General features: G+C 63.4%; 20 protein-coding genes. 7 read left to right on the top strand and 13 right to left on the bottom strand.

The annotated features are described in order from the left end of the window. Positions 1-17 precede the first annotated feature (17 nt). Both ACVWZT_RS15705 and ACVWZT_RS15700 read left to right on the top strand, forming a co-directional pair. Entirely contained in the window at positions 18-1,382 is a 1,365-nt protein-coding gene (locus ACVWZT_RS15705) for a glutamine synthetase family protein (RefSeq protein WP_457472082.1), read from the top strand. A gap of 23 nt (positions 1,383-1,405) precedes the next feature. Further along, the gene (locus ACVWZT_RS15700) at positions 1,406-2,713 is read left to right on the top strand and encodes an NAD(P)/FAD-dependent oxidoreductase (RefSeq protein ID WP_457470191.1); all 1,308 of its coding nucleotides are present in this window, start codon (positions 1,406-1,408) and stop codon (positions 2,711-2,713) included. 117 nt (positions 2,714-2,830) lie between these two features. Here ACVWZT_RS15700 and fadD1 read toward each other — a convergent pair whose 3' ends face one another. Beyond that, positions 2,831-4,528, bottom strand: coding sequence for a long-chain-fatty-acid--CoA ligase FadD1 (gene fadD1 / locus ACVWZT_RS15695; RefSeq protein WP_457470190.1), 1,698 nt, complete (start codon positions 4,526-4,528; stop codon positions 2,831-2,833). A 358-nt stretch (positions 4,529-4,886) separates the two neighbouring features. Beyond that, entirely contained in the window at positions 4,887-6,575 is a 1,689-nt protein-coding gene (gene fadD2, locus ACVWZT_RS15690) for a long-chain-fatty-acid--CoA ligase FadD2 (protein ID WP_457470189.1), read from the bottom strand. 219 nt (positions 6,576-6,794) lie between these two features. Here fadD2 and ACVWZT_RS15685 point away from each other — a divergent pair, with 219 nt between their 5' ends. Together ACVWZT_RS15685 and ACVWZT_RS15680 are read left to right on the top strand one after the other, a co-directional pair. Next, positions 6,795-7,739 carry an alpha/beta hydrolase gene (locus ACVWZT_RS15685; protein WP_457470187.1) on the top strand — a complete coding sequence of 315 codons (945 nt, stop codon included), beginning with the start codon at positions 6,795-6,797 and terminating at the stop codon, positions 7,737-7,739. A gap of 34 nt (positions 7,740-7,773) precedes the next feature. After that, complete coding sequence (locus ACVWZT_RS15680; protein ID WP_296232364.1) at positions 7,774-8,244, top strand: MaoC family dehydratase; 471 nt, start codon at positions 7,774-7,776, stop codon at positions 8,242-8,244. A gap of 126 nt (positions 8,245-8,370) precedes the next feature. On the opposite strand, the gene ACVWZT_RS15675 is transcribed toward ACVWZT_RS15680, so the two are convergent. The 6 genes from ACVWZT_RS15675 to ACVWZT_RS15650 form a co-directional block, all read right to left on the bottom strand. Then, positions 8,371-9,609: an RNA polymerase sigma factor gene (locus ACVWZT_RS15675; protein WP_457470186.1), complete on the bottom strand. Its 1,239-nt coding sequence runs from the start codon at positions 9,607-9,609 to the stop codon at positions 8,371-8,373. Beyond that, positions 9,609-10,094 (bottom strand): SRPBCC family protein, encoded by a 486-nt coding sequence (locus ACVWZT_RS15670; protein WP_296232361.1) that lies wholly within the window; start codon positions 10,092-10,094, stop codon positions 9,609-9,611. The genes ACVWZT_RS15675 and ACVWZT_RS15670 overlap by 1 nt, the downstream gene beginning before the upstream one ends. 19 nt (positions 10,095-10,113) lie before the next feature. After that, a complete protein-coding gene (locus ACVWZT_RS15665; RefSeq protein WP_289131035.1) occupies positions 10,114-10,458 on the bottom strand; it encodes a YciI family protein in 345 nt (114 codons plus the stop codon). A gap of 44 nt (positions 10,459-10,502) precedes the next feature. Then, positions 10,503-10,928 carry a YybH family protein gene (locus tag ACVWZT_RS15660; RefSeq protein ID WP_457470184.1) on the bottom strand — a complete coding sequence of 142 codons (426 nt, stop codon included), beginning with the start codon at positions 10,926-10,928 and terminating at the stop codon, positions 10,503-10,505. 133 nt (positions 10,929-11,061) lie between these two features. Next, a complete protein-coding gene (locus ACVWZT_RS15655; RefSeq protein WP_296232355.1) occupies positions 11,062-11,688 on the bottom strand; it encodes a LysE family translocator in 627 nt (208 codons plus the stop codon). Positions 11,689-11,899: 211 nt separating this feature from the next. Then, positions 11,900-12,157: a DUF2790 domain-containing protein gene (locus tag ACVWZT_RS15650; protein WP_296232354.1), complete on the bottom strand. Its 258-nt coding sequence runs from the start codon at positions 12,155-12,157 to the stop codon at positions 11,900-11,902. A gap of 353 nt (positions 12,158-12,510) precedes the next feature. Here ACVWZT_RS15650 and ACVWZT_RS15645 point away from each other — a divergent pair, with 353 nt between their 5' ends. After that, positions 12,511-12,879: a GNAT family N-acetyltransferase gene (locus ACVWZT_RS15645; RefSeq protein ID WP_457472081.1), complete on the top strand. Its 369-nt coding sequence runs from the start codon at positions 12,511-12,513 to the stop codon at positions 12,877-12,879. Here the strand turns inward: ACVWZT_RS15645 and def are convergent. From def to ACVWZT_RS15630, 3 genes are all read right to left on the bottom strand, one after another. Continuing rightward, the gene (gene def, locus ACVWZT_RS15640) at positions 12,834-13,370 is read right to left on the bottom strand and encodes a peptide deformylase (RefSeq protein WP_457470181.1); all 537 of its coding nucleotides are present in this window, start codon (positions 13,368-13,370) and stop codon (positions 12,834-12,836) included. The genes ACVWZT_RS15645 and def overlap by 46 nt on opposite strands. Further along, complete coding sequence (locus ACVWZT_RS15635; RefSeq protein ID WP_296232350.1) at positions 13,367-14,326, bottom strand: YihY/virulence factor BrkB family protein; 960 nt, start codon at positions 14,324-14,326, stop codon at positions 13,367-13,369. Before ACVWZT_RS15635 ends, def begins: the two co-directional genes overlap by 4 nt. A gap of 152 nt (positions 14,327-14,478) precedes the next feature. Further along, complete coding sequence (locus tag ACVWZT_RS15630; protein ID WP_296232348.1) at positions 14,479-14,658, bottom strand: CsbD family protein; 180 nt, start codon at positions 14,656-14,658, stop codon at positions 14,479-14,481. Positions 14,659-14,856: 198 nt separating this feature from the next. Here ACVWZT_RS15630 and ACVWZT_RS15625 point away from each other — a divergent pair, with 198 nt between their 5' ends. After that, positions 14,857-15,237, top strand: coding sequence for a hypothetical protein (locus ACVWZT_RS15625; protein ID WP_296232346.1), 381 nt, complete (start codon positions 14,857-14,859; stop codon positions 15,235-15,237). On the opposite strand, the gene ACVWZT_RS15620 is transcribed toward ACVWZT_RS15625, so the two are convergent. After that, complete coding sequence (locus ACVWZT_RS15620; protein WP_296232344.1) at positions 15,238-16,074, bottom strand: CvfB family protein; 837 nt, start codon at positions 16,072-16,074, stop codon at positions 15,238-15,240. It abuts the gene before it with no gap. Between the two features lie 131 nt (positions 16,075-16,205). Here ACVWZT_RS15620 and ACVWZT_RS15615 point away from each other — a divergent pair, with 131 nt between their 5' ends. Then, a complete protein-coding gene (locus ACVWZT_RS15615; protein WP_457470178.1) occupies positions 16,206-17,066 on the top strand; it encodes a DUF6279 family lipoprotein in 861 nt (286 codons plus the stop codon). A 111-nt stretch (positions 17,067-17,177) separates the two neighbouring features. Here the strand turns inward: ACVWZT_RS15615 and aceK are convergent, their stop codons facing one another. Further along, a complete protein-coding gene (gene aceK, locus ACVWZT_RS15610) occupies positions 17,178-18,893 on the bottom strand; it encodes a bifunctional isocitrate dehydrogenase kinase/phosphatase (RefSeq protein WP_457470176.1) in 1,716 nt (571 codons plus the stop codon). Positions 18,894-18,953 lie beyond the last annotated feature (60 nt).

The raw sequence follows: 18,953 nt of genomic DNA, 5'->3' as shown, positions 1-18,953 counted from the left end.
CCATGAGCGAATCCATCATGCACTTTGCACCCGTAGAGCAGGCCAGGCGTTTCCTGGCCGACAACCCCGACATCGAGCTGTTCGAACTGTTCATCCTCGACGCCAACGGCGTACCGCGCGGCAAGCTGCTGCACCGCGACGAGCTGCTGGCCGTGTACCAGAGCGGCCGCCCGCTGCCCAGCACCATACTTGGCCTGACCCTGAACGGCGACGATGTGGAAAACTCCGGCCTGGTATGGGACGTGGGCGATATCGACTGCCGCGCCTACCCCTTGGCGGGCAGCCTGGTGCGCCTGCCCTGGCGGCGGGTGCCGACTGCCGCAGTACAGGTGAGCATGCACCCCAGCGAAGGCCTGCCCGCCAGTATCGCCGACCCACGGCATGTGCTGCTGCGCACCATCGATGCGCTGAAGGCCGACGGCTACCACCCGGTGATGGCCTGCGAACTGGAGTTCTACCTGCTCGACCAACAGCGTGACGCCCTAGGCCGCCCGCAACCGGCGCTGGACAACGATGGCGGCCGCCCACGCAGCACCCAGGTCTATGGCCTGCGCGAACTGGAGCAGATCGAGCCGTTCCTCGCCGACCTCTACGCCGCCTGCAAGGCCCAGGGCATCCCGGCCCGCACGGCGATCTCGGAATATGCCCCCGGCCAGGTGGAGATCACCCTCGAGCACGGCGACGCGCTGCAGGCGATGGACCAGGCCGTACGCTACAAACGCCTGGTAAAAGGTGTGGCTCACGCTCACGGCATGCAGGCCTGCTTCATGGCCAAGCCGTTCGCGCACCTGGCCGGCACCGGCATGCACATGCACCTGAGCCTGGCCGACGACGCCGGCCACAACCTGTTCGCCAGCGACGACAAGGCCGGCACCCCGCTGCTGCGCCAGGCCGTGGCCGGCATGTTGCGTCATTTGCGCGACTCGCTGCTGCTGTTCTGCCCCAATGCCAATTCGTTCCGCCGCTTCCAGGCCAACAGCTACGCGCCGCTGGCGCCCACCTGGGGCGTGGACAACCGCACCGTGAGCCTGCGCGTCCCGGGCGGCCCGGCCAACAGCCGGCATGTGGAGCACCGGATCTGCGGCGCCGACGCCAACCCGTACCTGGCAGCGGCGGCGATCCTCGCCGCCAGCCACCGCGGCATCCGCGAACAGCTTGACCCTGGGGCGCCGGTAGAAGGCAACGGCTATGCCCAGGTCAGCGAACACCTGCCCACCGACTGGCTGACCGCGCTCGACGCCCTGCAGCACTCCAACTGGGCCCGCGAAGCCTTTGGCGAGCCGTTTCTGGGCGTGTACCTGAAGGTCAAGCGCGCCGAGTACCGCCAGTTCATGGCCGAAGTCAGCGAACAGGACTGGCGCTGGTACCTGCACCAGGCCTAAGCCCCGTATAACAAGGAACACCCATGAATGCAGCATTGAACCAAGGCCCGGCGCAGCGCGCGCCGTCCTACTACAGCGCCACCCTCAACGACCACACCGAATACCCGCAGCTCAAAGGCGTGGTGCAGGTGGACGTGGCGATCATCGGCGGTGGCTTCACCGGCGTGGCCACGGCAGTGGAACTGGCCGAGCGCGGCCTGAAGGTGGCCATCGTCGAAACCAACCGCATTGGCTGGGGTGCCAGCGGGCGCAATGGCGGCCAGGTCACCGGCAGCCTGTCGGGCGACGAAGCCATGCGCACGCAAATGCGCAACCGCCTGGGGGCCGAAGTCGACGATTTCATCTGGCACCTGCGCTGGCGCGGGCACCAGCTGATCGAACAGCGCGTGGCACGTTATGGCATCGACTGCGACCTCAAGCGTGGCCACCTACATGCCGCGATGAAGCCCTCGCACATGAATGAGCTGCGCGCATTCGAGGCCGAGGCCCAGCGCCGCGGCATGGGCGAGCAGGTGCAGTTGCTGGACCGCAACGGCGTGGCCGAACACCTGCAGAGCCCGCTGTACCTGGGCGCGCTGAAGAACCTGCGCAACCTGCACCTGCACCCGCTCAACCTGTGCCTGGGCGAAGCCCGCGCCGCCCATGGCCTGGGGGCGCTGATTTTCGAGAACTCCGAGGTGCTGGACATCGTCCACGGCCCGCGCCCGGCCGTGGTCACTGCCCACGGTCGGGTCGAGGCGCGTCAGGTGATGCTGGCCGGCGACGTGTATCACAAGCTGGAGAAGCGCCAGCTCAAGGGCAAGATCTTCCCGGCCATGGGCGGCATCGTCACCACCGCACCGCTGGGGCAACTGGCCGAGCAGATCAACCCGCAGGACCTGGCGGTCTACGACTGCCGCTTCGTCCTCGACTACTACCGCCTGACCGCCGACAAGCGCCTGCTGTTTGGCGGTGGCGCGAACTATTCCGGCCGTGACTCACGCGACATCGAGGGCGAACTGCGCCCGTGCATCGAACGCACCTTCCCGGCGTTGAAGGGCGTGCCGATCGAGTTCCAGTGGAGTTGCGCGATGGGCATCGTGGTCAACCGGATACCGCAGCTGGGCAAGCTGTCGGACAACGTGTGGTATTGCCAGGGCTATTCGGGGCACGGCATTGCCACCAGCCACATCATGGGCGAGATCATGGCCGAGGCGTTGACCGGGACGCTGGAGAAGTTCGACACCTTTGCCCAGTGCCGGCATGTGCGGGTGCCGATGGGCGACCTGCTGGGGAATCCGCTGTTGGCGGCAGGGATGTGGTACTACCAGATGCTGGAAAAACTGCGCTGAAGCATTCGCGGGTAAACCCGCTCCCACAGGTATTGCACAACCCTTGATAGTTGCGCAAACCTGTGGGAGCGGGTTTACCCGCGAAAAGGCCGGTAAAGCCAGCGAAGATTCAGAGGATCAGGCGATCTTCTTCAGGCCCTGCTTCTTCAGCTCTTCGTCACGCAGTTCACGGCGCAGGATCTTGCCCACGTTGGTCGTCGGCAGCGCGTCGCGGAACTCGATCTGGCGCGGTACCTTGTAGCCGGTAACGTTGGCGCGCATGTGCTCCATTACCTGCTCCTTGGTCACGGTCATGCCCGGCTTGACCACGACGAACACCTTGATCACCTCGCCCGACTTCTCGTCCGGCACACCGATGGCCGCGCACTGCAATACGCCCGGCAGGGCCGCCAGCACATCTTCCAGTTCGTTGGGGTACACGTTGAAACCCGAGACCAGGATCATGTCCTTCTTGCGGTCGACGATGCGCATGTAGCCGTCCGGCTGGATCACAGCGATGTCGCCAGTCTTCAGCCAGCCCTCACTGTCGAGGATCTCGGCCGTGGCGTCCTCGCGCTGCCAGTAGCCCTTCATCACCTGCGGGCCCTTGACGCACAGCTCGCCCACCTCGCCCAACGGCAGTTCGTGGCCTGCGTCGTCGATCACCTTGCACAGGGTCGAGGGTACCGGGATACCGATGGTGCCGACCTGGTTGGCTTCCGACGGGTTCACTGCGGCCACCGGGCTGGTCTCGGTCATGCCGTAACCTTCGCAGATGGCGCAGCCGGTCACGGCTTTCCAGCGTTCGGCCACGCTCAATTGCAGGGCCATGCCGCCGGACAGGGTGATCTTCAGCGCGGAGAAGTCCAAGGCACGGAAGGCCTCGTTGTTGCACAGGGCAACGAACAGCGTGTTGAGGCCGACGAAGCCGCTGAACTTCCACTTGCCCAGCTCCTTGACCATCGCCGGCAGGTCACGCGGGTTACTGATCAGCACGTTGTGGTTACCGATCAGCATCATTGCCATGCAGTGGAAGGTAAAGGCGTAGATATGGTACAGCGGCAACGGAGTGATGAGGATTTCGCAACCTTCGTGCAGGTTCGAGCCCATCAGCGCCCGGCACTGCAGCATGTTGGCCACCAGGTTGCGGTGGGTCAGCATCGCGCCCTTGGCCACGCCGGTGGTACCACCGGTGTACTGCAGCACCGCCACGTCGTTGGCTTGCGGGTTGGCCTCGGTCACCGGCTGGCCCTTGCCCAGCGCCAGTGCGTCGTTGAAGCGTACGGCATGCGGCAGGTGGTAGGCCGGCACCATCTTCTTCACGTACTTGATCACGCTGTTGATCAGCAGGCGCTTGAGTGGCGGCAGCAGGTCGGCCACTTCGGTGACGATGACATGCCTGACCTGGGTCTTGGGCACCACCTTCTCGGCCAGGTGGGCCATGTTGGCCAGACACACCAGGGCCTTGGCCCCGGAGTCGTTGAACTGGTGTTCCATCTCCCGCGCGGTATACAGCGGGTTGGTGTTGACCACGACCAGCCCGGCACGCATGGCGCCGAACACCGCTACCGGGTATTGCAGGACGTTGGGCAACTGCACGGCAATGCGGTCACCCGGCTTGAGGTCGGTATGCTGTTGCAGCCAGGCGGCAAACGCCCCGGACAGCGCATAGAGCTCGCCATAGGTGATAGTCTTGCCCAGGTTGCTAAAGGCCGGTTTGTCGGCAAAGCGTTGGCAGGATTGCTTGAGTACCGCCTGGATATTGGGGAATTCGTCAGGATTGATTTCCGCCGTAATCCCGGCTGGGTACTTATCCTTCCAAAAATGTTCGATCATGGAAGCCCACTCCTTCAGCAACAGCGAAGTTCGATTCACGCGTCGATGCGCTTATTATTGATATGGGATGACGGCTCGTTGCAAACCGGATCATCTGAAAGCGGGCCGAGAGTAACAGCTTTACCTGGGGTCGCCTAGGGGCCAAAGTAGGCCTTACGGTCACAAAAATGACTCAATGAACAATACAAGTCATTTTTAGAGTATTTATCCAAAATGTCGCAGATCGGGCTGCAAGCAGCCTGTTAGAGCGGTTTTCCAGCAATCGCGGAGTAGCCCGCTGCCACAGGACCTCACAGCCCTTCGAGCCTGTTCAGTACCTGTGGCAGCGGGTTTTCACCCGCGACCAAGCCAGCGCGGGTCAGGCCATGTCGCGCAACTCCCGCCGCAGAATCTTGCCCACCGGCGTCATCGGCAACGAGTCGCGCAACACGATGTGCTTGGGCACCTTGTAGCCAGTGAAGTTGGCCTTGCAGTACGCCTTCAGTTCATCCACGCTCAACCCGCCCTCGCGCGGCACCACGAACAGCTTCACCGCCTCGCCGGAATGCTCGTCCGGAACGCCGATGGCTGCGCAGTTGGCCACCTTGGGGTGGCCCATGACCACGTCTTCGATCTCGTTGGGGTACACGTTGAACCCGGAGACGATGATCATGTCCTTCTTGCGGTCGACGATGCGGGTGAAGCCGTCGGGGTCTATTACCGCAATATCGCCGGTCTTGAACCAGCCGTCTGCATCCAGGGCCTGCGCGGTGGCCTCGGGCTGCTGCCAATAGCCCTTCATCACCTGTGGGCCCTTGATGCAAAGCTCGCCCCGCTCACCCAGCGGCAGCTCGTTGCCGTCATCGTCGATCACCTTGAAGGCGGTGCCCACCACCGGGATGCCCACCGTGCCCAGGCGCGCCAGCTGGCCGTAGGGGTTGGTGCTGGCCACCGGCGAGGTTTCGGTCAGGCCGTAGCCTTCGACGATGCGGCAGCCGGTCAGGCTTTCCCAGCGCTCGGCAGTGGCCTTGACCAGCGCGGTGCCGCCCGAGTTGGTGACTTTCAGCGCCGAGAAGTCGAGCTGGCGGAAGCCCGGGTGGTTCATCAGTGCAACGAACAGGGTGTTCAGGCCCAGCAAGGCCGTGAACCGCCACTTGCCCAGTTCCTTGATGAAGCCGGAAATATCCCGCGGGTTGGTGATCAACACGTTGTGGTTGCCGGTTACCATCATGCACATGCAGTTCGCGGTAAAGGCATAGATGTGGTACAGCGGCAGCGGTGCGATCATCACTTCCTGGCCTTCCCTGATCAGCTTCTGCCCGTCCGGCCCGTGCTGCGAGAAACAGGCCAGCACCTGCAGCATGTTGGCCACCAGGTTGCCGTGGGTGAGCATGGCGCCCTTGGCCAGCCCCGTGGTGCCGCCGGTGTATTGCAGCACGGCAATGTCGCCCAGGCTCAGCGGCACCGGCTTGGCTGACAGCACGCGGCCCTGGCGCAACACCTGTTTGAACGACACCGCCTGCGGCAGCCGGTAGGCCGGAACCATTTTCTTCAGCTTGTCGACCACGGTGTTGACCAGCCAGCCCTTGGCAGCGGGCAACAGGTCACCCATCTTCGCCTCGATCAGGTACTCGATGCCGGTATCGGGCAGCACTTCCTGCACGCGCCTGCCGAACATGTTCAGGTACACCAGCGCACGCGCGCCGCTGTCCTTGAACTGGTGGCGCATCTCGCGTTCGGTGTACAGCGGGTTGGTATTGACCACGACCAGGCCCGCACGCAGGGCGCCGAACACGGCGATCGGGTACTGCAGCACGTTGGGCAGTTGCACCGCGATGCGGTCACCCGGCTTGAGGTCGGTATGCTGCTGCAACCAGGCGGCGAAGGCCGCCGAATGGCGCTCCAGGTCCGCGTAGCTCAGGGTCACGCCCAGGTTGCTGAAGGCCGGGCGGTCGGCAAAGCGCTTGCAGGAGCGCTCGAACACCTCGATGACCGAGGCGTAGGCATTGATGTCAATGGTGGAAGGCACGCCCGCCGGGCGCTTGTCGTTCCAGAATTCGGCTTGCATTTATTATTGTTCCTCTGCCGGGACCCATTGTGTGTCCTGTCATCCTTTTACCTGCCCGCCCGAAAGCGAAAAGGCGTTGAACCGACGTTAGCAGGTAAGCCCAAGGTGGCATATACGCCAAGTGCCGCCATTAACATTGTGAATCTTATTTGTGCCCTTCCTGCAATCCGGCCGGTTGTGCATACACTGTTCGGGTAACCGTGCGCACAAGGACCCGCCATGCCTCACGACGCCTTCTGGCTGCCTGCCAGCGAGCACTGCAGCCTGTACGTGCACCAATGGCTGCCGGCCTCGCCGGTCAAGGCGGTGGTGCTGCTGGCCCACGGCATGGCCGAGCATGCTGGGCGCTACCAGCCTCTAGGCCAGGCTTTGAGCGAGGCTGGCTTCGCCCTGTTCGCCGCCGACCAGCGCGGCCACGGGCGCACCGCCGAACTGGGCAGCCTCGGCCTGTTCGCCCGCCATCACGGCTGGGATGCCGTGGTCAATGATCTCGGGCTGCTGGCCCAGCACATCGGCCAGCAGTACCCGGGCACGCCGTTATTCCTGTTCGGCCACAGCATGGGCAGCTACATCGCCCAGGCCTACCTGCTGCACCACAGCGGCAGCCTGCATGGGGCGATCCTCAGTGGCTCCAACTACCAACCGGCAATGCTGTACCGTGTGGCGCGGCTGATTGCCCGGCTGGAAGCCTGGCGCCAGGGGCCGCTGGGCAAGAGCGCGCTGATCGAATGGTTGTCGTTCGGCTCGTTCAACAAGGCCTTCAAGCCCAACCGCACGGCATTCGACTGGCTCAGCCGCGACCCGACGCAGGTCGACCTGTACGTCAACGACCCGTTGTGCGGCTTCCGCTGCAGCAACCAGTTATGGCTCGACTTGCTGCAAGGCTTGGCGCAGATCAGCCAGCCGGGTAACCTCGCGCAGATCGATCCGAACCTGCCGCTGCTGGTAATCGGGGGTGAATGTGATCCGGTCAGTGCCGGCAAGCGTCTCACCCGACTGGCCGACGCCCTGCGCGCGACCGGCAATCGACATGTACAGCTGCGCCTCTACCCCGAGGCGCGGCATGAAGTGCTCAACGAACTCAATCGAGACGAGGTCACTGCCGATATTCTCGCCTGGCTCGAACAGGCGCTGGCCCTTGGCCGGCCTGCCCGCAGCGAATGATAGGCGCCCTCGCCCGCCCTTTAAGGAAGCCCCGATGACCCAGGTCACCAATACGCCCTACGAAGCCCTCGAAGTCGGCCAGAAGGCCGAATACCAGAAGTCCGTTGAAGAACGTGATATCCAGCTGTTCGCCGCGATGTCCGGTGACCACAACCCGGTGCACCTGGATGCCGAATTCGCCGCCAAGAGCATGTTCCGCGAGCGCATTGCCCACGGCATGTTCAGTGGCGCGCTGATCAGCGCCGCTGTGGCCTGCACCCTGCCTGGCCCTGGCACCATCTACCTGGGCCAGAAAATGAGCTTTCAGAAGCCGGTGAAGATTGGTGACAGCCTGACCGTGCGCCTGGAAATTCTCGAGAAACTGCCCAAGTTCAAGGTGCGTATCGCCACCAATGTGTACAACCAGAACGATGAGCTGGTGGTCGAAGGTGAAGCCGAGATCCTGGCGCCGCGCAAACAGCAGACCGTCGAGCTGGTTTCGCCGCCGAATTTTGTCGCTAGCTGAAGTCTGATGTAGCCAGCACCGGCCTCTTCGCGGGTAAAACCGCTGCCACAGGATCGCATCAAGGCTGAATGCTGTGAGGTCCTTGTGGGAGCGGGTTTACCCGCGAAGAGGCCGGTACAGCAAACCTCATTCGATCGCCTGTAACCGCCGCTCGATATGCCTGCGCTCCGGCTCCTGCCGGGTCAGCGCCAGCGCCTGGCGCCAGGCCGCGCGCGCTTGCTCCACTTGCCCCAGCTGAAAATGCAGCTCGGCCCGCGCCGCATGTGCCAGGTGGTAATCCAGCAGTTCCCCGCGCGCCAGAATCCCTTCGATTTCGCGCAGGCCGACCTCCGGCCCGTCGCGCTTCGCCAGTGCCACAGCCCGGTTCAGGGCCACCACAGCCGACGGCCAGTGCCGCTGCAGCACGTCATACAGCCCGACGATCTCGGCCCAGTCGGTGGCCTCGGCCGTGGCCGCTTCGGCATGCACCGCCGCAATCGCCGCCTGTACGGTATAGGCGCCGAACCCCCGGCTTTGCAGGGCCTGGCGCACCAGTTCGCAGCCTTCGGCAATGCGCTGTTGGTCCCACAGGCTGCGGTCCTGCTGCTCCAGCACCACCAGGTTGCCCTGGCCATCGATACGTGCCCGCTGCCGGGACGCCTGCAGCAGCATCAGGGCCAACAGGCCGACCGCCTCCGGGTCGGGCAACAACTGCACCAGCAGCCGCGCCAGGCGAATGGCCTCGTCAGTCAGGTCCTGCTGCAACAGCGCCTCGCCCGACGATGCCGAATAACCTTCGTTGAACACCAGATAGATCACCCGCAGCACGCTGCCCAGGCGTTCGGGCAGCTCGTTCAGCTCTGGCACCTGATAGGGGATGCCGGCATCGCGGATCTTGGCCTTGGCACGCACGATGCGCTGGGCAATGGTCGCCGGGCTTTGCAGAAAGGCACGGGCGATCTGCTCGGTGGTCAGGTCGCAGACTTCGCGCAAGGTCAGTGGCACCTGGGCATCGGCCGACAACGCCGGGTGGCAGCAGGTAAAGATCAGCCGCAGGCGATCGTCCGCCAGCAGTTCTTCTTCGCCGGGGTCCTGGACCTGGCCTTCGAGCAACATGCTCAGGTCTGCCTGGGAACGGTCGAAACGGGCACGCCGGCGCAGCGCATCGATGGCCTTGAAGCGCCCGGTGGAGACCAGCCACGCCCGCGGGTTGGCCGGTATGCCGTCGCGCTGCCAGCGCTCGACCGCGATGAAAAAGGCATCGTGCATGGCCTCCTCGGCCAGGTCGAAATCCCCCAGCAGGCGGATCAGCGTCGCCAGGATGCGGCGCGATTCATGCCGGTAGACCGCCTCGACTTCGCCGCGCACCTGCGCCACGGCCAGCATCAGTCAGGCATCCGCTGGGTCACCACCTCCACCAGCCGGTCCAGGCTTTCTCCCCAGCCCTGGTGGAAGCCCATCTCCTCATGGGTACGGCAGTCGGTGGCGCTCCAGTGCCAGGCACGGGCGCTGTAGCGGGTCTTGCCCTGCTCCTCGTCAAAACTGACTACCACGGTCATGAAGGCTTTGTTCGAGGGCACCCAGCCCGGGCCGAAGGCATCGGTGAACACCAGCCGGCGCGGCGCGGCAATTTCCAGGAACACCCCCTGGTTCGGGTACTCGCTGCCGTCCGGTGCACGCATCAGCGTGCGGAACAGGCCGCCGGGCCACAGCTGCATTTCGCACTCCGGGGTGGTCATGCCGTGCGGGCCCCACCACTGCGTCAGCCACTCGGGTTCAGTCCAGGCGCGGAACACCTTGGCCGGTGGCGCGTCGATCAGGCGGCTGATGGACAACTCGTGTTGCGCTTGCGCAGGCAGTGCAAGGCTCATGCTGGCTTCTCCGTTGTTGTCAGGGTTGCAGTTCACGCACTGGCCGCACCTCGACACTGCCGACCCGGGCGGCGGGGATGCCCTTGGCGATGTTCAGCGCCTCGTTCAAGTCGCGGGCTTCCACCAGATAGAAGCCAGCCAGTTGCTCCTTGGTCTCGGCAAACGGGCCATCGGTCAGGCTCATCTGGCCGTTGCGCATGCGTACCGTGGTGGCAGTCTGCACCGACTTCAGCGCTTCGGCCGCCAGCATTCGCCCGGAGCCCTGGATGGACTCGGCGTACGCCAGGCATTCGGCATCTTCCGGGCTGTCGGGCAGGCTGTGCAGCAGCCCCTCGTCACAATACACCAGGCACAGGTATTTCATGGTCGTCTCCAGCGCATTGGCAACGTACGTTTGGCGATAACGGCTCAGGGTTTGAGATCGAACAGCGCTTTCTGGGTCTGCATGTCGAACGGTGCCGACCAGTGTTCGTGGATCACCTGCCACTGCCCGCCATGACGACGATAGCCCACGGTGGCGCGCATGAAGCCGCACTGGCTGTCGTTGTCCGCCGGGCCACAGCGGTTCAGCCAGTGGGCCAGGGCCAGGTCACCAGCAGCGTGCACGGTAAGTTCTGCGAGTTCGAAGACCATGGGGCCGGTACACAAGCCCATGCACATTTCCCAGTGCGCCTGGTAGTTGCCCTTGCCTTTGAATTGCAGCGCCTGGATGGCATCGAAGGCAACGATGTCGTCGGCATAAGGGGCAATGATGTTGGGGATGTCGCGGTCGCGCACGGCCTGCATCCAGCGCTCGATCAGTTGGCGAATCTCGGTTTCGGCTGCGGTGCTCATCGGGGGTTCCTCCGACAGGTCATGGATGGTGGCCGCCAGCGGCGTGCCTTCACTCATGGTCGAACGGGGCGCGGAGGAATCGACAAGGCCGCGCAGTATTTCTGACATTCGCACCGGCAGTGGCCCGAATTGCCTAAACGAACTCCCGATACCCCGACACGATCACATACACCGCGAAGTAGCAGAAGATCGCCGCCGACAGCAGGTATGACCAGGTCAACAGGCGGTCACCCAGCAAGCGCCCGCCATGGCTGGCAATGCCACACAAACCGATGCACCACACCAGCCCGGCCGCGAAGAATCCGCCGAGAAACAGCCCGGCCTCCAGCGGGCCGCCGCCGCCGGAACGGGAGATCAGCACGCCTCCCACCGCGGCGAACCACAGGATGGCGCTGGGCGACGACATGGCCAGAAAGATACCGCGCAGGAATTCGCGCCACCCGGACTCCAGCACTACCTCGGCCCGCGTTTCCATGTGCCCGCCGCGCCATGCGGCGAGCAGCATTTTCAGCGCGAACCACACCAGCAGCACCGAGCCACCCAGCCACAGCGCCCAGCGCACGGTTTCGAACTGCAACAGCACGCTCATTCCTGCCAGTGCGGCAATGGCATACAGCAGGTCGCCGACGCAAGTGCCGAGGCCCAGCCAGAAGCCCTGGAGGAAACCACGCTGCATGGCCAGGGTAATCATGGCGATATTGGCGATGCCAATATCCAGGCACAGGGAAAGACTGAGGAGAAAACCATTGGAGAAAGGCATGCAAGGCTCGGCTGCGGCTAAAGAAAGCGGCGTGGAGCGTGCCATGAGTGCGCAGCGGATGGGAAGAGCGCGGGTTCAGGCCATAGCGGCTTGCTCGAAGACCTGGTCCACCCTCGATACTCATTCAGGATTTTGCATTGCTCGAACAGCCATGCGCGGCTGGCCCCGGGGCACAGCGCCGCAGGGGCCACCGACATCAGGCAAGGCCTGATCAGCCCTGCTGGCAACCCTCACCCATGGCGCGGTACTGGATGGTATGCACCTGCCCCTGATGGTCCTCGTAGGTCATGGTCGCCGGGACCACTTCGCACACGTTGGGGATGGTCGACAGGTTGATCACCCGCTTGATATCCAGGTTCATGGAGTAGTCGTATTGCTTGGCCACGGGCTCGCCGCCAACGGGTTTGGCCTCGTCGGCGAAGGCGAACGAGGACATACCGACCAGTGCAAGAATCAGTAATGGTTTCATGTGAGTCTGCCTTTCAAGCGTTCAAGCTGATCGATCGACTTCAATTGCCGTAACGGCGCGGAGAAGTTGCCATCTAGGTTGGAGATGGCACGAAGTACCGATCCCGCTTCGTACTGCCAGGGGGGATGAGTGAAAGTCTACTCCCGGCCTTGAATAGTTGAAGCCCACAGTCGGATATTCACCCTTGCCGGATTTGCAACAATCTGCGACAAAGGGGCCGCGAAGCGTCAGGCCAGCGCTTTCGGCCAACTTTCAGGGCAGGACTCGTCATTTCACAACTTCTGCAGTTTTCGCAACTGGCGGCTGCCGAGCGCCGGCTGTTGGACCATTTCTACCGCCAGCACGGCTCGCGCATGCGTGCGGTGAGTGAAGGGCAACTGTGGGTGGCACGGGCGCCGGGCATCATCGCCGGGTTGAGCCTGAGCGCGGTGGGCGACGGTTGCTGGCTGACCGGGTTGTTCGTCGACCCACAGCGGCGCAGCCAGGGGGTAGCCGGACGATTGGTCGAGGCAGCGCTGGGGCGAGCCGCCGGGCCGACCTGGCTGTTCTGCCATCCGGACCTTGCAGCCTTCTATCGGCGGCTGGGGTTCGACCCGCCCGGGTACTTGCCGGAGGCCCTGGCCGGCCGCCTGCAGCGCTACCAGCGCAGCAAACGCCTGGTAGCGCTGCAGCGGGGTCAGTCGTCGCTGGCGTCCAGCCCCGGAAACAGCACCTCGGTGTAGCCGAACCGGGAGAAGTCCTGGATGCGTGACGGGTATAGCCGGCCGATCAGGTGATCACACTCGTGTTGCACCACCCGGGCATGGAAGCCTTCGGCAAAGCGGTTGATCGGGTTGCCCTGGGGATCGAGGCCGGTATAGCAGATGTGCCTGAAGCGCGGCACCACGCCGCGCAAGCCAGGTACCGAAAGGCAACCTTCCCAACCGTCCTCCAGTTCGGTGGAGGTTGGCGTGATCACCGGGTTGAGCAAAATGGTCTGCGGCACCGGTTCGGCATCCGGATAACGCTCGCTGCGCTCGAAGCCGAAGATCACCAGTTGCAGGTCAATGCCGACTTGCGGTGCCGCCAGGCCCACGCCGCCCACGTGATGCATGGTTTCGAACATGTCGTCGATCAGCTGTTGCAGCTCGGCGCTGCCGAACAGCTGTTGCGGTACCGGCTGAGCGATGCGCAGCAGGCGCTCGTCGCCCATCTTGAGAATGTCGCGGATCATCGGGGGTTCGGCTCGGAAGTTTGCTGGTCGCTCGGTATCGGGTGTTCATGGCCGAGCACGCTGATGGTGGCGTGGGGTCTGTGCTCGGCAGCTTCTTTTTCGCCCGGGTTCTTGCCCTCGCTGGACATATGCTCGATCACGGCGTTCATTTCCGCGCCCAGCAGCAACACGGCAGCGGAAATGTAGAAATACAGCAACAGCACGATGATTGCACCAATGCTGCCGTACATGGCGTTGTAGTCGGCAAAGGTCTTCACGTAATAGGCAAAGCCCAGCGACGCCACGATCCATACCACCACTGCCAGTACCGAGCCTGGCGTGATGAAGCGAAACTCTTGTTTCACATCCGGCATCACGTAGTAGATCACCGCCACTGCGACCATCAGCAGAATGACGATCACCGGCCAGCGCAACACGGTCCACAAGGTGACAATGAACTCCTGCATGCCTACCTGCGCGGCGATCCATTCCATGACCTGCGGGCCCAGCACCATCAGCGCCGCAGCCACCAGCAGCATGCCGGCCAAGCCTACCGTGTAGAAAACGGACAGCGGTATGCGCTTCCAGGCCGGGCGCCCCTCCGGCACATCGTAGGCGGCGTTCATCGCGCTCATCATCAGGCGCACACCGGCCGAGGCGGTCCACAGGGCAATCACGATACCGACCGACAACAACCCGCCCTTGGACTGTTGCAACTGGTCGATTACCGGGTTCACCTGCTCGAGTGCCTGAGGTGGCAGCACCAGTTCCGACTGCAGGCGCAGCCAGGAGAAGAAGTCCGGCAGGTGCAGGAAGCCGATCAGCGCTATGAGGAACAGCAGGAAAGGGAACAGCGAAAACAGCGCCTGGTAAGCCAGTGCCGAGGCGTAGGTGGACATCTCGTCGTCAAGGAACTCCTTGACGGTACGTACCAGCACGCGGTGCAGGGGCAGGCCGCGCAGGTCGGGGAAAATCATAGCGTCTCCTTTCGCCGCTTGATCGGTTCAATGAACAAGTCTAATAGACCCTGTCGGCGCTGTGCTGCTCCGGGCAATACCGCAAGAATTTTCCTACTCTCAGTCACAGCCTCTTCGCGGGTGAGCGCGAAGAGGCCGCTTCGAATTTCACATCAAGGCTTTTTCACCGCATCCTTCACATTGCCCTTGATCTGTTGGCCCTCACCTTTCAGTTCCTGCGCCTCGCCCTCGGCCCGCAGCCTGTCATTGTTGGTGGCTTTGCCAACCCCCTGCTTGACGTTACCGATCGCTTCGTTGGCCAACCCCTTTGCTTTGTCTTTGGTTCCGCTCATGGCAAAAACTCCTGTAACTGGAGACACGTGGACCGTGTCGACAGTCGGTGGACCTTGGCCCTTCGCCAGGAGTTTCACCGGATCGTCCACCTATGAGCCAAGCGGCATCATGGCAGGCTGGCGGACGGCAAACCTTGCCGCGCCCGGTGCCACCCCTCACAATGCAGGCCTTCATAGCGTCAACCCGCAGGAACCTGCATGAAACTCGATAAACCCGCCGCCATCGCCAGGCGCAACCAAGCACTGGCCCGGCCGGTGCTGACCAGCGCCAATACCCTGTTCGCCATTCTCGACCGCAAGCGCAACCTGTGGTGGTTCGAGGTGCCGGTAGCGCTGCTGCGCAAGGGCCAGCCCGACTGGGTCAACCTGCTGCTGCACACCCCGGAAAGCGACGAGCTGCAGCACCTGAAGGTGCCGACCAGCTTCTTGCGCGCCCACCAGGAGCAGATGGAAGTGCGCAACCCTGGCAAGCGCCGCTCGACCATCAGCCTGGCGCTCAGTGCCGACCGCGATTCGCTGCTGCGCGACACCCGCCCGGGTGGCGAGCAGCTGGACTTCCGTACCTTCGTGCAGGCCTGATCAGGCCTTCTCGATCCGATCGTCATGGATGACGATACGGCCCTGCTTGAACAGGCCGCCAATGGCCTTCTTGAAGTTGCCCTTGCTGACATTGAACAGCTTGCTGATCAGCGCCGGGTCGCTCTTGTCACATACCCCCAGCACCCCGCCTTCGGCCTCCAGGCGCGCCATGATCTGCTCCTGCAGGTTGTCGGCCAGGGCCGCGCCCACCGGTTGCAGGCTGAGGGCGATCTTGCCGTCGTGACGCACTTCCTTGATGAAACCCTTTTCGTGCATGCCCGCACGCAGGAACTTGAACACCTCGTTCTTGTGGATCAGGCCCCAGTGGCGGTTGTTGATGATCGCCTTGAAGCCCATCGGCGTTTCGCCGGCCACCAGCAGCTCGACCGGCTGGCCGACCTGGTAGTCCGCCGGGGTGCGGTCGAGGTAGCGGTCCAGGCGCGAGGTGGCGGTGATGCGGCGGGTGCGCTTGTCGAGGTAGACGTGAACCACGCAGTAATCGCCGACCTTCAACGGCCGCGCCTCTTCCGAATACGGCATCAGCAGGTCCTTGGACAGGCCCCAGTCGAGGAAGATGCCGGCCCCGTTGATGTCCTTGACCTTGAGGCTGGCGAATTCGCCGACCTGCACCTTGGGCTTTTCGGTGGTGGCGATCAGCTGGTCTTCGCTGTCCAGGTAGATGAACACGTTCAGCCAGTCATCGACTTCGGTTTCGGCGTTTTTCGGGATGTAGCGCGCGGGCAGCAGGATCTCGCCGTCGGCACCGCCATCCAGGTACAGGCCGAAGTCCACGTGTTTCACGATTTGCAAACTGTTGTAACGCCCAAGCAGAGCCATTTCCGATGATCCTCAAGACAAGGCGGCTATTCTACACCTGAAGCCAGCGTGCCGCCCGACCGCTGATGCAGTGGAACCGTCAGCCGGCCCCTTGCGTCTACCGTCTGGCAAGCCTCAGCAAGGAACAGCCCATGCCGCTACGCCTGTCCAGAGCCCTGCTCATCGCCATCGGTTTCGTCATGGCCGTGGCCGCCTGCAGCCGCATCGACCTGGCCTACCGCAACCTCGACCGCCTGGTGCCATGGTCGCTGGACGACTACCTGGACATGAACCGCGAGCAGAAGGCCATGCTCGACGACCGCCTGCGTGAACATCTGGCCTGGCATTGCCAGACCCAGTTGCCCGGCTACCTCGACTGGCTGGACCGGATACGCGACATGGTGGCCGACGACCAGGTGACTGACCAGGCCCTGCAGCAACGCACCCGCGAAGCGCGCGAGGCGATTGGCCGGGTGGCCGAGGAAATCACCCCGTCGGCCACTGAACTGCTGCGCGGCATGAGTGATGCCCAGGTGGCGGAAATGCGCGAGGCCTTCCGCGACGACATCGCCGAACGGCAGAAACAGTATGTCGATACGCCGCTGTCGAAACAGATTGCGCGCCGTGCCGAACGCATGGAAAAACGCCTCACGCCCTGGTTTGGCGAGCTGACCCCGGTGCAAAAGCAACGCGTGCAGGCCTGGTCCGAGGCGCTGGGCGACCAGAACCGCGCATGGATCGCCAACCGCGCGCACTGGCAGCAGCAATTGCTGCTGGCAATGAACCAGCGTAACGACGCCAGCTTCGAACCGCGCCTGGCAACCTTGCTGCAACGCAAGGAAAGCTTGTGGACCCCAGAGTATCGCGCAGCATTTCAGAATGCCGAGCGGCAGGCCCGTAGCCTGCTGGTGGACCTGGTGCAACAGAGTACCCCGCAGCAGCGGCGGTTCCTGCTGGAGCGGCTGGGCCAGGTGCGCACGAAGTTCACTGAGTTGAAGTGCTTGAAGGGGTGACGGTGAAAAGCAGGCCCGGCCTCTTCGCGGGTAAACCCGCTCCCACAGGGACCTCACTGGTTTCGAATCCTGTGCCGTACCCGCGAAGAGGCCGGGCCTGATGAAGCACAGTCACCGCCCCTTGCGCCGATACGGAAACACATCGATCACCTTGCCGTCGCGTATCGCCGCCTGCAGCCCCTTCCAGTAATCCGCGTCGTACAGCTCCCCATGCAAGCGGCTGAACAACCGGCGCTGGCCGATATCGGCAAACAGAAACGGCGGAAACTCTTCGGGGAATACATCGTGTGGCCCGATCGAATACCACGGCTCGCCCGACATCTCGTCTTCCGGATAACGCGGCGGCGGAATGTGGCGGAAATTCACCTCGGTCAGAAAGCTGATTTCGTCATAGTCGTAGAACACCACCCGGCCATGCCGGGTAACACCGAAGTTCTTCAGCAGCATGTCGCCAGGGAAGATATTCGCCGCCGCCAGTTGCTTGATGGCCAGGCCGTAATCCTCCAGCGCCTCCAGCACCTGGGCCTCGCTGGCCTGCTCCAGGTAAAGATTCAGCGGCGTCATGCGCCGCTCGGTCCAGCAGTGGCGAATCAGCACCGTGTCGCCTTCCAGCGCCACGGTCGAGGGTGCCACTTCCAGCAGCTCGGCCAGGCACTCCGGCTCGAACTTGCTGCGCGGGAAGCGAAAATCGGCGAACTCCTGGGTATCGGCCATACGCCCCACCCGGTCGACACTTTTCACCAACCGGTACTTGTCGATCACCGTGGCGCGATCGACCGTCTTCGATGGCGAAAAACGGTCCTTGATGATCTTGAACACGGTGTTGAAGCCCGGCAGGGTGAACACGCTCATGACCATGCCCCGTACCCCGGGGGCCATGACGAAACGGTCGTCGCTGCTGGCCAGGTGGTTGATCAGCGCCCGGTAGAACTCCGACTTGCCGTGCTTGTAGAACCCGATCGAGGTGTACAGCTCGGCAATGTGCTTGCCCGGCAGAATGCGCTTGAGGAAGTTGACGAACTCCGCCGGCACCGGCACATCGACCATGAAGTACGAGCGGGTGAAGGAAAAGATGATCGACACCTCGGCCTCATCGGTGATCAGCGCATCGGCCTCGATGCCGTGCCCCTCGCGGTGCAGCAGCGGAATCACCAGCGGCCACTGCTCGTCGCTGTTGTATAACCGGCCGACCAGGTATGCCCCCTTGTTGCGGTACAGCACTGGCACGAACAGCTCCAGGGCCAGGGCCGGGTCCTTGCATACCCAGTCCGGCAGGCAGTCGCGCAACTGCTCCTCCAGGCGCGCCAGGTCGCCCTCCAGGTCGCCATACGGCACATCGAACGGGTAAGCGGCAAATACCGCCCGCAGCAAGCCTTTCAAACCATCGTCAGGCCGATAGGTGCGGGTTTGCGCAGCACGTTCGCGACCGCGCATCGAGGGCCGGGTGGTGTGGATGAACATGCAGCCGTCGCTGATCAGGTCGTGGCTGAACAGGCTGCAGAACAGCGAGTTGTACCAGGTCTCGGCCAGCTCGTCGTCCAGGCGCGGGTCGATCAGGTGGATATAGGCGTCCTTCACCAGCGGCCATTGCGCCACGTCCAGCAGCACCTCCTGGGCAAACCCTTCTCGCAGCCAGCCATTGACCTCGGCGACCTTTTCTTCGTAGAGGTTGATGCGGGCAGCAGCGGCACGCTGGATTTCCTGCCACAGCGCCTGCTCGAAGCGCTTGCGGGCGCCAAGAGTGATGCGTCGGAAGTGGTCGCGGTAGTCGTCGAAACCGGCGAGGATCATCCGGGCGATTGCGACGGCGGGCCAGGGTTGGGGCATGTCGGAGGCCTCGATGCGGGATGAGATAGAGAGCTTAGTCGGCCAGCCAAGGTTTACACC

The sequence above is a fragment of the Pseudomonas sp. TE21394 genome (genome assembly GCF_054057835.1).
This window is presented reverse-complemented; position numbering and strand designations above follow the sequence as displayed.

Excerpts from the sequence above, each read along its gene's own strand:
- ACVWZT_RS15705 (WP_457472082.1), top strand. The coding sequence starts at position 18 with ATGCACTTTGCACCCGTAGAGCAGGCCAGGCGTTTCCTGGCCGACAAC.
- ACVWZT_RS15700 (WP_457470191.1), top strand. The coding sequence starts at position 1,406 with ATGAATGCAGCATTGAACCAAGGCCCGGCGCAGCGCGCGCCGTCCTAC.
- fadD1 (WP_457470190.1), bottom strand. The coding sequence starts at position 4,528 with ATGATCGAACATTTTTGGAAGGATAAGTACCCAGCCGGGATTACGGCG.
- fadD2 (WP_457470189.1), bottom strand. The coding sequence starts at position 6,575 with ATGCAAGCCGAATTCTGGAACGACAAGCGCCCGGCGGGCGTGCCTTCC.
- ACVWZT_RS15685 (WP_457470187.1), top strand. The coding sequence starts at position 6,795 with ATGCCTCACGACGCCTTCTGGCTGCCTGCCAGCGAGCACTGCAGCCTG.
- ACVWZT_RS15680 (WP_296232364.1), top strand. The coding sequence starts at position 7,774 with ATGACCCAGGTCACCAATACGCCCTACGAAGCCCTCGAAGTCGGCCAG.
- ACVWZT_RS15675 (WP_457470186.1), bottom strand. The coding sequence starts at position 9,609 with ATGCTGGCCGTGGCGCAGGTGCGCGGCGAAGTCGAGGCGGTCTACCGG.
- ACVWZT_RS15670 (WP_296232361.1), bottom strand. The coding sequence starts at position 10,094 with ATGAGCCTTGCACTGCCTGCGCAAGCGCAACACGAGTTGTCCATCAGC.
- ACVWZT_RS15665 (WP_289131035.1), bottom strand. The coding sequence starts at position 10,458 with ATGAAATACCTGTGCCTGGTGTATTGTGACGAGGGGCTGCTGCACAGC.
- ACVWZT_RS15660 (WP_457470184.1), bottom strand. The coding sequence starts at position 10,928 with ATGAGCACCGCAGCCGAAACCGAGATTCGCCAACTGATCGAGCGCTGG.
- ACVWZT_RS15655 (WP_296232355.1), bottom strand. The coding sequence starts at position 11,688 with ATGCCTTTCTCCAATGGTTTTCTCCTCAGTCTTTCCCTGTGCCTGGAT.
- ACVWZT_RS15650 (WP_296232354.1), bottom strand. The coding sequence starts at position 12,157 with ATGAAACCATTACTGATTCTTGCACTGGTCGGTATGTCCTCGTTCGCC.
- ACVWZT_RS15645 (WP_457472081.1), top strand. The coding sequence starts at position 12,511 with ATGCGTGCGGTGAGTGAAGGGCAACTGTGGGTGGCACGGGCGCCGGGC.
- def (WP_457470181.1), bottom strand. The coding sequence starts at position 13,370 with ATGATCCGCGACATTCTCAAGATGGGCGACGAGCGCCTGCTGCGCATC.
- ACVWZT_RS15635 (WP_296232350.1), bottom strand. The coding sequence starts at position 14,326 with ATGATTTTCCCCGACCTGCGCGGCCTGCCCCTGCACCGCGTGCTGGTA.
- ACVWZT_RS15630 (WP_296232348.1), bottom strand. The coding sequence starts at position 14,658 with ATGAGCGGAACCAAAGACAAAGCAAAGGGGTTGGCCAACGAAGCGATC.
- ACVWZT_RS15625 (WP_296232346.1), top strand. The coding sequence starts at position 14,857 with ATGAAACTCGATAAACCCGCCGCCATCGCCAGGCGCAACCAAGCACTG.
- ACVWZT_RS15620 (WP_296232344.1), bottom strand. The coding sequence starts at position 16,074 with ATGGCTCTGCTTGGGCGTTACAACAGTTTGCAAATCGTGAAACACGTG.
- ACVWZT_RS15615 (WP_457470178.1), top strand. The coding sequence starts at position 16,206 with ATGCCGCTACGCCTGTCCAGAGCCCTGCTCATCGCCATCGGTTTCGTC.
- aceK (WP_457470176.1), bottom strand. The coding sequence starts at position 18,893 with ATGCCCCAACCCTGGCCCGCCGTCGCAATCGCCCGGATGATCCTCGCC.